General features: G+C 71.7%; 8 protein-coding genes. 6 read left to right on the top strand and 2 right to left on the bottom strand.

The window, feature by feature from the left end; all coding sequences use genetic code 11:
* The first annotated feature begins 60 nt into the window (after positions 1 to 60).
* From WBN91_RS28380 to WBN91_RS28400, 5 genes are all read left to right on the top strand, one after another.
* The gene (locus WBN91_RS28380; RefSeq protein ID WP_337723049.1) at positions 61 to 690 is read left to right on the top strand and encodes an MBL fold metallo-hydrolase; all 630 of its coding nucleotides are present in this window, start codon (positions 61 to 63) and stop codon (positions 688 to 690) included.
* Positions 687 to 1,070, top strand: a complete 384-nt coding sequence (locus WBN91_RS28385; protein WP_337723048.1) for a hypothetical protein — start codon at positions 687 to 689, stop codon at positions 1,068 to 1,070. The genes WBN91_RS28380 and WBN91_RS28385 overlap by 4 nt, the downstream gene beginning before the upstream one ends.
* Positions 1,071 to 1,320: 250 nt before the next feature.
* Complete coding sequence (locus tag WBN91_RS28390; protein WP_337723047.1) at positions 1,321 to 1,512, top strand: helix-turn-helix domain-containing protein; 192 nt, start codon at positions 1,321 to 1,323, stop codon at positions 1,510 to 1,512.
* Between the two features lie 96 nt (positions 1,513 to 1,608).
* Positions 1,609 to 2,343, top strand: a complete 735-nt coding sequence (locus WBN91_RS28395) for a CPBP family intramembrane glutamic endopeptidase (RefSeq protein ID WP_337723046.1) — start codon at positions 1,609 to 1,611, stop codon at positions 2,341 to 2,343.
* Positions 2,344 to 2,500: 157 nt separating this feature from the next.
* On the top strand, positions 2,501 to 4,093 hold the full coding sequence (locus tag WBN91_RS28400; RefSeq protein WP_337723045.1) for a tannase/feruloyl esterase family alpha/beta hydrolase: 1,593 nt from the start codon (positions 2,501 to 2,503) through the stop codon (positions 4,091 to 4,093).
* Between the two features lie 63 nt (positions 4,094 to 4,156).
* Here WBN91_RS28400 and WBN91_RS28405 read toward each other — a convergent pair whose 3' ends face one another.
* Positions 4,157 to 5,296, bottom strand: a complete 1,140-nt coding sequence (locus tag WBN91_RS28405; RefSeq protein ID WP_337723044.1) for a glycosyltransferase — start codon at positions 5,294 to 5,296, stop codon at positions 4,157 to 4,159.
* 160 nt (positions 5,297 to 5,456) lie between these two features.
* The gene (locus WBN91_RS28410; RefSeq protein WP_337723043.1) at positions 5,457 to 8,306 is read right to left on the bottom strand and encodes a glycosyl hydrolase family 95 catalytic domain-containing protein; all 2,850 of its coding nucleotides are present in this window, start codon (positions 8,304 to 8,306) and stop codon (positions 5,457 to 5,459) included.
* Between the two features lie 219 nt (positions 8,307 to 8,525).
* On the opposite strand from WBN91_RS28410, the gene WBN91_RS28415 reads away from it, so the two are divergent.
* Positions 8,526 to 10,181, top strand: coding sequence for a serine/threonine-protein kinase (locus WBN91_RS28415; RefSeq protein ID WP_337723042.1), 1,656 nt, complete (start codon positions 8,526 to 8,528; stop codon positions 10,179 to 10,181).
* The last annotated feature ends 232 nt before the right edge of the window (positions 10,182 to 10,413 follow it).

Genomic DNA, 10,413 nt, shown 5'->3' on the forward strand with positions numbered 1-10,413 from the left:
TGGAGGTTCGCCCGATCCGGCGGACGTGTCGGAGGGTCCCTGGCCGGTACGATCTTGCGAATGCGATCGCTGGCACCGGGTGTCTTCCAACTGCTGGGCCGCCCGCCCCACATGATCAACGCCTACCTGGTCGAGGACGTGCTGGTGGACGCGGGCACGCCCGCCGCGCGCCGGCGGATCTCGCGCCAGTTGCGTGGTCAGCGGGTCAGCGCGCACGTCGTCACGCACGCCCACCCCGACCACTTCGGGTCCAGCCACGCCGTGTGCGACGAGTTCGACCTGCCGTTGTGGGCCGGGCAGCGCGACATCGAGGCGATCGAGACCGCGACCCCGGCCACCGCGCCCGGACGGTTGCCCAAGCTGTTGTCGCACATGAAGATGCCCGACCCGCACCCGGTCACGAAGGGGCTCAAGGAGGGTGACGAGGTCGCCGGGTTCACCGTGCTCGACGTGCCCGGCCACTCCCCCGGCCACATCGCCCTGTGGCGCGACCACGACGGCGTGCTGATCTGCGGTGACGTGTTCTTCCGGGTGCTGGGCGTGTCCGGGCCGCCGGACTTCCTGACCTGGGACCGCGACCGCAACCGCGAGTCCATGCGCCGGCTGGCCGAACTGCGGCCCAGCCTCGTGCTGTTCGGGCACGGCAGGCCGCTGCGCGACCCGGACCGGCTGCGCCGCCTGGTCGGATGAGCCGCGCGGAGTACCTGTCCCGGCGGATCACGGACCTGCCGATCGCGCTGGTCGTGGCCACCCGACCGCCCGCGAAGAACTCCGGGCCGCCGGCCCAGCTGAGCGACTCCCGGCACGCCACCCGCGACGAGCCGGGCGAGCCGGCCCCCGAGGTGGTTGCCGCGCTGCACGACGCCAGCGGTGGGAACCCGTTCCTGGCCACGGTCCTGCTCGACGAGCTGGACACCCTCGGTCTGCCGCTCGACCAGGCCGCGACCGCAGAAAAGATCGGCGGCCTCGGTCCCAGCACGGTGTTCCGGGCGACGCTGGGCCGGCTGCCCGCCGACGCGGTGCGGCTGGCGCGGGCCGCCGCCGTCCTGGGTCCAGGCGGCAACCCGTAGCTGACCGGGGCGGTGGTGAGCAGGTCCAGGCGGTTGTCCGGGTCGACTGCTCGACTCCTCCCCCGCCCGCCTGCACCTGGCCCGCGCCCTGGCGGACCTGGGCGAGGCCCTGCGTGTCGCCGGCCGCCGAACCGAGGCCCGCGACCCGCTGCACCGCGCCACCGACCTGGCCACCAACTGCGGCTCGACCGCCCTGCGCACCCGCGCGGCGGCAGCCCTGGAAGCCCTCGGCGACCGCCCGCGCAAACCAGTGGTAGCCGGCGTCGAGGCCCTGACCGCCAGCGAACGCCGCGTGGCGGACCTGGCGGTGACGGGCCGCGCCAACCGCGAGATCGCCCAGGAACTGTTCGTGACCCCGAAAACCGTCGAAAACCACCTGGGCCGCATCTACACCAAGCTGGGCATCAACGGCCGCCGCGAACTCGCCCGCGCCCTGTCCTAGCTCCCGCGGAAGTCCAGACGCGCACCGCCGTGCGCCGGGGCGGCGAGATCGCGATGATGGTCTCCAGGAACCGGACAGCGGAAGGGGCGAGCCTGCGTGGAGGGCACGCGTGTCGATCCGCCGCCGGTCGGCGGGAAGCGGAGTGGGTGGCGGCTGCTCGGGGTGTTCCTCGTGGCCGAGCTGGTGTGGTTCGCCGTGTCGGTGGGTGTGCTGGTGGTGTCGGGGGCCGACGACGCGCGGCTCCGGGTGGACGCCCTGCTGGTCCTGCTCGTCCTGCCGACCACCGTCGCGGCCCTGGTGGGGCTGGTCGGCGCGGCGCTGGTCGGCGCGGGGCCCCGGCCGGGACGGGTCGGGCGGGCGCTCGCGTGGCGGTGGAGCTGGCGTGACTTCGGGATCGGCTTGCTGGTCGGCGTCGGCGGGCTGCTGATCACCATTCCCGCCGCCGCGGTGTGGACGAACGTGGTCGGCGACGACGCCGGATCGGCCGTGGGTGAGGCGTTCGAGGGGCGGCACCTCAGCGTGCCCGCGGCCGTCGCGATGTTCCTGGCCGTGTGGCTGGTGGCTCCGCTGGGTGAGGAGATCCTGTTCCGGGGCGTGCTCTGGCGGGCGCTGGAGCAGTGGGGGTGGAACCGGTGGGTCGTCTTCGGGACGACGTGCGCCGTGTTCGCCGTGGCGCACATGGAGCTGCTGCGCACCCCGTTGCTGCTGCTGGTGTCGCTCCCGGTGGGGTTCGCGCGCCTGATCACCGGGAACCTGCTCGCGAGCGTCGTGGCCCACCAGACCAACAACTTCCTGCCCGCCGTGGGGCTGCTGCTGTTGACGACGACCTGACCCGCGGGTCCGGTGAATACACGCGTGACATACACGCGTGACATACACGCGTGACATACACGCGTGACGTACACGCATGACGTCATCCGACGCACGCGAGGAACCTCGTCGCGTCCTTAGGGTCCGGTTCGCACCACAAGGACTACTGAGGAATTCGATGAGACTCTGGACGAAACTCGCCGTGGCCGCCGTGCCGCTGGTCGCGCTGGTCCCGCTGGTGACGGCGGCCTCCGCCGAGCCCGCCGGGACCGGGTGCGCGACGGTCCCCGTGTCCGCCCCGGCGGGCGCGCGGATCGAGTCGGTGCAGGCCGAGCACCGGCCGGGCGGGACCGTCACGTTCCCCGCCACGCCGTTCTCCGCGCCCGCGCCCATCACCGACGTGCCGCCCTACTGCGAGGTCACCGTCACGCTCACCCACGACGGCGCCGACCACGTCAAGGTGGCGGTGGCGCTGCCCGCGACCGGGTGGACCGGGCGGCTGCAAGCCGTCGGCGGCAGCGCCTACACCGCCGGGGACTTCGGCGCGCCGCTGGTGCAGGCGGTCAAGGACGGGTACGTCGGCGTGACCACCGACGCCGGCGTGCCGCTGACGTTCCTCGACACCAGCTGGGCGCTCAACGCCGACAGCACGATCAACCAGACCCTGCTCGCCAACTTCGCCACCCGCTCGGTGCACGAGTCGGCCGTGGTCGGCAAGGCGGTGACCAGGGCGTACTACGGCCGGCCGGTGACGTACTCGTACTGGAACGGCTGCTCGACCGGCGGACGCCAGGGCTACGCCGAGGCGCAGCGCCACCCTGGGGACTTCGACGGCATCCTGGCCAACGCCCCGGCGGTGGACTGGACGCGGTTCGCCGTGGCCACGTTGTGGCCGCAGACCGTGATGTACAACGACCGGCACTTCCCGAGCACGTGCGTCCTCACCGCGTTCCGCCGGGCCGCGATCGAGGTCTGCGACCCGCGTGACGGCGTGGTCGACGGGATCATCGACCAGCCCGACCGGTGCGACTTCGACCCGCGTGCCCTGGTCGGCAACAAGGTGCTCTGCGAGGGCCGCGAGGTCACCGTGACCGCCCAGGACGCCGACGTCGTCCGCAAGATCTGGGCCGGGCCGACCGACCCGAACGGCACGCGGCTGTGGCCCGGACTGCCCCAGGGCGCGGACTTCACGTGGCTGGCGGGGACGGCGGTCGACGAGAACGGCACGCCCTCCGCGCCCGGTTTCCCGGTCGCGACCGCCTGGGTGCGGACGTTCCTGGCCAAGCAGCCCGGCTTCGACACCACCACGATCACCTACGAGCGGTACGCCGAGCTGTTCCGCCAGTCGGTGCGGGAGTACGACCGGACCATCGGGACGTCCGACCCGGACCTGACCGCGTTCCGCCGCGCCGGCGGCAAGCTGCTCACCTTCGTGGGCAGCGACGACCAGCTGATCCCGCCGGGCGGCACGCTGGAGTACCGCGACCGGGTCGAGCGGCGGATGGGCGGGGCGCTGCGCGTCAACGAGTTCTACCGCTTGTTCCTCGCGCCCGGCGTGGAGCACTGCGGCGGCGGCAAGGGCGCGGTCCCGACGAACCCGTTGGGCGCGCTGGTGGACTGGGTCGAGAAGGGCAAGGCCCCGGCGACCCTGCCCGCGGCGACGACGGACGGCAGCCGGACCCGCGACCTGTGCGCGTACCCGCGGGTCTCCCGGTACACCGGTCACGGTGACCCGGCGGTCGCGTCGAGCTACCGCTGCACCTGGCGCTGATCCCGCTGATCCTTGGGGTTCCCGCCCGCACCGGCGTTCGTCGGTGCGGGCGGGACCGTGTCGTCACGCGTGGTCGGACAGCGCGCGGGCGACGTCGTGCGGCGACGGCATGGCGGCCACCTCCTCCGCCATCGCCTCGACCGCGGCGAGCACGGCGTCGTCGGTGAGCAGGCGGTGCGCCTTGGCCGCGACCACCTCGGCGGTCAGGTCCGCCGCGAGCACCTGGTCCCCGAGCCCGGCAGCGGTGACCACGTCGGCGTTGCTGAACTGGTCGGCGCCCTGCGGTAAGACCAGGTGCGGCACGCCCGTGGCGAACGTGCCCATCGTCGCGCCCGCGCCACCGTGGTGCACCACGAGGTCCACATGCGGCAGAAGGTCGGCCTGCGGCAACCACGGCCGCACCACCACGTTGTCCGGCACCTCTCCCAACGCTCCCACCGGGACGCTCGGCCCTGTGGACACGAGCACCTTCACGTCCAGCGTGGCCAGTCCCGCGATCGCCGTGCGCAGGACGCCCGCGTCACCGAACGCGGTGCCCAAGGTCAAGTACACCAACGGTTTCCGGTGCTCACGCACCCACTCCGGCAACTCGCCGGGCTCCGAGTAGGCGACCGGGCGCAACGGGACCGCCCGGGACACCGCGAACTCCGGGTGCTGCACCGAGGGCGGGCATATGTCCAGGTAGGGGTTGCCCAGTGACATGAGGTCACCGTCGGGCAGGTCGACACCGAGGTCCGCGGCGACCTCTGTCAGGTATCTCCGCAAGGCTTCGGGAGGCCCGGTGGGCCGCCACATCCGCCCGAACGAGTGGCACACCGCGGGCACGTCCACGACCTTGGCCGCCAGCCCGGCACCCAGGTTGGCCACCTCGTGGACGACCAGGTCCGGCTTGCGTTCGACGATCACCGGCACCAGGTCCGCCGCGTAACTCCGCGGCAACACCGACCCGAACACCGCCGACACCCTCTCGGGCCGGAACCCGGGCGTCTTGCGGTCGGCCGGCCCGGCACCGGCGAGGTGGAACGCGGCGAGCATGTCCATGCCCCCGGCAACGTGCTCGATGCCGTACCTGGTGACTGTCCGGGCGAACGGCGCGGTGGTCACGAACGTGACGTCGTGCCCGACCTCGTGGGCGGCGATGGCCAGGGGCATGAGGGGGTAGGTGTGTCCGTATGAGCCAAGGCTCGAAAAGAGGATTCGCACCCGCAGAACGTAATAAGTCGGTCCTCCGCGCGAACCCACCCTTTGTCCGAACTCGAGGGTCCGTCGGCCGCGCGGAGGCCCCTGAGCGACCTCGACCGAGCCATTCCACGACCGCCTGGGTCGAGCAGGCGCTCGACCCAGGCGATCAGGCGAACCCCGCCTAGCCGAACACCTGGACCTCCGCCAACGACAGCGGCCGGTCGGAGCCGACCAGTTGGACGCGCACGTACCGGGCCGTGCGGTTGACCGGCAGCGACAGCGACCTCCCGACCGCAGCGCTCTGGAAGACGCTCCACACCCCGGGCTGCCGCGCCGTCACCTGCGGATCGGTGGAGGTGAACGGCGAGTCCGACGCGAAGACGTGGAACTGTCGCAAGCGGTCCGCGCAGCAGTCCGTCCGGTTCCACAGCTGCACCGCGCTGACCTGCCTAGACGCGCCCAGGTCCACCTGCCACCACGGGTTGGTGTCCAGCGGGCTGTCCGAGGTGTGGGTGACCGAGCCGTCCCAGAAAGCGCCGTTGGTGTTGCCGTCCACGGCTCGGCTCGCCGACGCGCCGGTGTGGTACGTGCTCGACTGGGTGGCGGGGGCGTTCAGGGCCAGGTTCCTCATCGTGCCGGTGGCGCGGTAGGTGCGGCCGGCGGTGGCGGTGAAGGTGATCTTGTCGCCGTTGCGGGCGCCGGCGACCGGTTGGCCGGTCGTGGTGTCGGTCAGGGTGTACTGGCCGGTGAAGATGCCGTTGCGGACGGTCAGGGTGCCCGACTTCGCCGGGCGCAGGGTGAAGTCGACCCCACCGGCCGCGGTCCAGGACGCGTCCACGGTGACGTTGCCGCGGGCCTTCAGGCCGGTCACCGAGCCGGTGGCCCAGGTGCTCGGCTTCGCGGGGAGCACGTGGACCACGCCGTTCTGGCTTTGCAGCAGCATTTCCGTCATGCCGGCGGTGGCGCCGAAGTTGCCGTCGATCTGGAACGGCGGGTGCGTGTCGAACAGGTTCGCCAGCGTGGAGGACTTGAGCTGTTCGGCGACCATCTTGTGGGCGTGGTCGCCGTCGAGCAGCCGCGCCCAGAAGTTGATCTTCCACGCCTTGCTCCAGCCGGTGCCGCCGTCACCGCGGTCGACCAGGGTGGCGCGAGCGGCGTCGCCGAACGCCGTGCCGGCCGCGATCTGGTGGCCCGGGTGCAGCGCGTAGAGGTGGGACACGTGCCGGTGCTGCGGTTCGCCGGTGATGCTGTCGCTCTTCCACTCCTGCAACCGCCCGCCGCTGCCCACGCGCAGACCGGGGTCCATCGCGCCGAGCTTGGCCTGCACCCGGGACCGGAAGTCGGCGTCCACACCGAGCGCCTGGGACGCGGCGATGGTGTCGTTGAACAGCCCCCACACGATCTGCTGGGCCATCGAGTCACCGGCGGTGAAGGGACCGTGCTCCGGCGAGTAGCTGGGCGTGACGACGAGCTTGCCGTCGCGCGGGTCGGTGCGCAGGTTCGCCAGCCAGAACTCGCTCGCGCCCTTGAGCAGCGAGTACGCCCGGGTCAGCTGGGCGGTGTCGCCGCTGAACGTGGCGAGGTCGTAGACCTGGGACGCCAGCCACCCGTTCGCCTCGGGGAACCAGAACGCGGTCGCCCAGTTGTGCACGCCGGTGAAGCCGAACGGGTTGGTCTCGTTGTGCACCACCCAGCCGCCGGTGCCGAACATCGAACCGGCGGTGACCTGGCCGGGCGCCTTGAGCGCCTCGACGAACCGCACGAACGGCTCCGCCGTCTCGCCCAGGTTCGCCTGCGCGGCCGGCCAGTAGTTCATCTGAATGTTGATGTTGGTGTGGTAGTCGGCCGACCACGGCGGCGAGGTCGAGTTGTTCCACACGCCTTGCAGGTTCGCCGGCAACGACCCCGCCCGCGAGGACGCGATCAGCAGGTACCGGCCGTACTGGTAGTACAACGCCTCCAACGCCCGGTCGTCGGCCGAGGGACCGCCGGTGTAGGCGGCACGCAGGTCGTCGGTGGGCTTGTTCGGCATCACCTGGCCGATGTTGAGCTTCACCCGGTCGAACAGCGCCTTGTGGTCGGCGGTGTGGTTCGCGCGCAGGGTCGCGAAGGACTTGGCCGCCGCGTTGTCCACAGTGGACGTGACGCGAGCCTTCGGGTCCGTACCACGGTAGTTCGGGTAGGTGTCGGCGTAGTTCGTGCCGGCGCCGAGGACGAACATCGCGCTGTTGGCCCCGGACACCGTCACCGCGCCGCCGCTGCTGGTCACCGTTCCGCCATCGGCGATGACCCGGATCTGCGACTCGAAGATCATGCCGTTGTTGGCCAGCGCGCCCCGGATCGTCAGCCGGCCACCGGAGGCGGTCGCGGTGAAGTCGCTGCGCGGGGAGGTGTAGCGCAGGGTGAACGACACCTTGCCCGGCTGGTTCGCGCCCAGCCGCCCGACCACGACGCCATCGGGGTAGCTGGCGAAGTACTCGCGGCTGTGCACGACGCCGTTGTTGGTGTAGGCGACCTTCGCGGTGCCGTCCCCGATGTTCAACTCGCGGCGGTACCCGCTGTAGCCGGTGCTGTGCCCGGCCATGTCCAGGCGGAGGTCGCCGAAGGTCTGGTAGGCGCCGAAGTTCGTCTTGGGCTGCCCCAGCTTGCCGGCCACCCAGCTCGGGTCGGCCGAGCCGTTGCGGTTGATGACGTCGACGACCTCGTCCAGTGCGCCGGGCCGCGGCGAGGTCCAGTTGCCGTGGTTGTACCCGCCGGTCGCGCCGGGGCCGCCCGTCCACAGGGTCTTCTCGTTGAACTGCACCTGCTCCGACTGGACGCCGCCGAACACCATCGCGCCCAGCGCGCCGTTGCCGATCGGCAGCGCCCGGCTCTCCCAGTCGTCGGCGGGTTCGTCGTACCACAGCGTGCTGCCGTCCGGCGCCTGCTGGGCGTGCGCGTCGGGGGCCGGGTCGGACACCGCCAGGAGACCCGCCGACACCAGGGCCAGCACGGCCAGCGCCGCCGGTGACTTCGGTTTCGATCCAGGCATGGACACCCTCCGTTGGGCGTGGGTACGGGACAGGGCAGACCCGGCCGGGGCGTCGGCGAGTATAGGTCCGATGTATGCACGAGCGATAGCCCGCCCACACACGGACCTTTGGCATGTATGTGACACGAAGTGAAGGCCAGTCGAGACAGACATCGGATGTACTGGAAGTCGTTGTACCACTCGCCTCGGACCTCGGTGATCGGTTGCTAGCTTTGCGCGGTGTCTGAGAGAGAGCACACCGGGCGGATCGTCGACGGGCGGTTCGAGCTGCTGGAACGACTGGGCAGCGGCGGGATGGGTACGGTCTGGCGCGCGATGGACCTCGGGCTGCACCGCGAGGTCGCCATCAAGGAGGTCCGCCCGGCCGACTCGGACCAGGTCGAGAGCACCCCCGCGATGGCCGCCCAGCTGCGGGAGCGCGTGCTGCGCGAGTCCCGCGCGCTCGCCCGGTTGCAGCACCCCAACGTGGTGTCGATCTACCAGATCATCGACTCCCCCGACTCGCCCTACCCGTGGATCGTCATGGAACTGGTCCGCGGCACCTCGCTGGACGCGCGGCTGCGCGAGGGCGCGCTCAGCGTCCCCGAGGCGGCGCGGGTCGGGCGGGACGTGCTCGCGGCGCTGCGCTCGGCCCACTCCGCGGGCGTCATGCACCGCGACGTCAAGCCCGGCAACGTGCTGCTGCGCACCGACGGCAGCGCCGTGCTCACCGACTTCGGCATCGCCGCCTTGCAGGGCTCGACCCAGCTCACCGCGACCGGCGACGTCATCGGGTCCCCGGAGTACATCGCCCCGGAACGGCTGCGCGGCGACGAGACGCAGACCGCGTCGGACTTCTGGTCGCTGGCGATGCTGCTGTACGTGGCCGTCGAGGGCTACCACCCGATGCGCCGGGCGTCCACGATGGCGACCCTGGCCGCGGTGATGACCGAGCCGGTCCCACCACCCCGCCGCGCCGGCGCCCTGTCCCCCGCCCTCACCGCCGCCCTGCGCAACGACCCCGCCGACCGTCCGACCGGCGAGGTCCTGGACCAACTGCTCGCCGCCGCCGAACGCGACCAGGCCCCGCCGCTGGGTCCGCCCACCCCGGCCGGTTTCGCCGTGCCGGGACCGCCCCCACCGCCGCAGAGCGGACCGCAGTACGCGCACTGGCCGTCCGGCCCGACGCCCACCCCGCTCAAGGGTCCGCACCAGGGCTACCCGAACTCGTACCCGACCCCGATGCCCAAGGCGCGCAAGCGGACCGGCGCCGTGGTGAGCTCGCTGGTCGCGGTGGCACTGGTGGTCGTGGTGACGGTGGTGGTGGTCAAGCTGACCGGCACGACGGATTCGGCGAACCCCGGCACCGGCTCCTCGACCACCCCGACAACCGGCACCGTGCCCAACGTCGTCCCACCCACCGGCCCAACCACCACAGCGGCCCCCGCGGCCAAGGAAGACCTGCTCACCCCCGCCGGCGCACGCAAGGCGGTAGGCGCACTCAGCGAGGCGATGGCCGGCACCAAGGTCTCCGAACTCGTCATCTACCCCGACCGCGCCTCAGCCACCGCCCCAACCGCAGCCGTGAAGAACGGCTTCGACGAGTTCGAGTACCGGGGAGGGAAGGCCACCAGGCGGGGCCCGGACGGCGTGGACGCCGACCGGGCGGTGCTGGACCTGAACGAGGTGAACTGGGACGCCCTGCCCGCCCTGTTCGACCAGGCGGGCAAGGAACTGGGCGTCCCACAGCCCACTTCGCGGTACATCATCGTGGACACCGACATCATCGACGGGACCGCGTCGATCCGGATCTACCTGGCCGACGACTACGGCGGCGCGTACCTGGAGGCCAACCTCAAGGGCGAGGTGCAGAAAGCCTACCCACGCGACAAGTGACCCCGCCTGACGTGCGGTCGGCACCCGGCACCGCCGGCCGCAGACTTGCCCGACCCACCACTCGACCGCCGCGTGCTTTCCCGCCGAAGGCGCGCTTCGCTTTTCCGCCGAAGGCGCGCCGCTTTTTCCGCCGAAGGCGTTACGCCCGAAGGGCGGGGTGCTCTTGCGTTCCGCCAAGCGGCAGCGACCACGGGAAGGGCCTCGGTTTCTTTCCCCGTCCGGCCTGGGCGAA

It is taken from the genome of Saccharothrix sp. CCNWYY140 (assembly GCF_037401995.1).
Classification (GTDB): domain Bacteria; phylum Actinomycetota; class Actinomycetes; order Mycobacteriales; family Pseudonocardiaceae; genus Actinosynnema.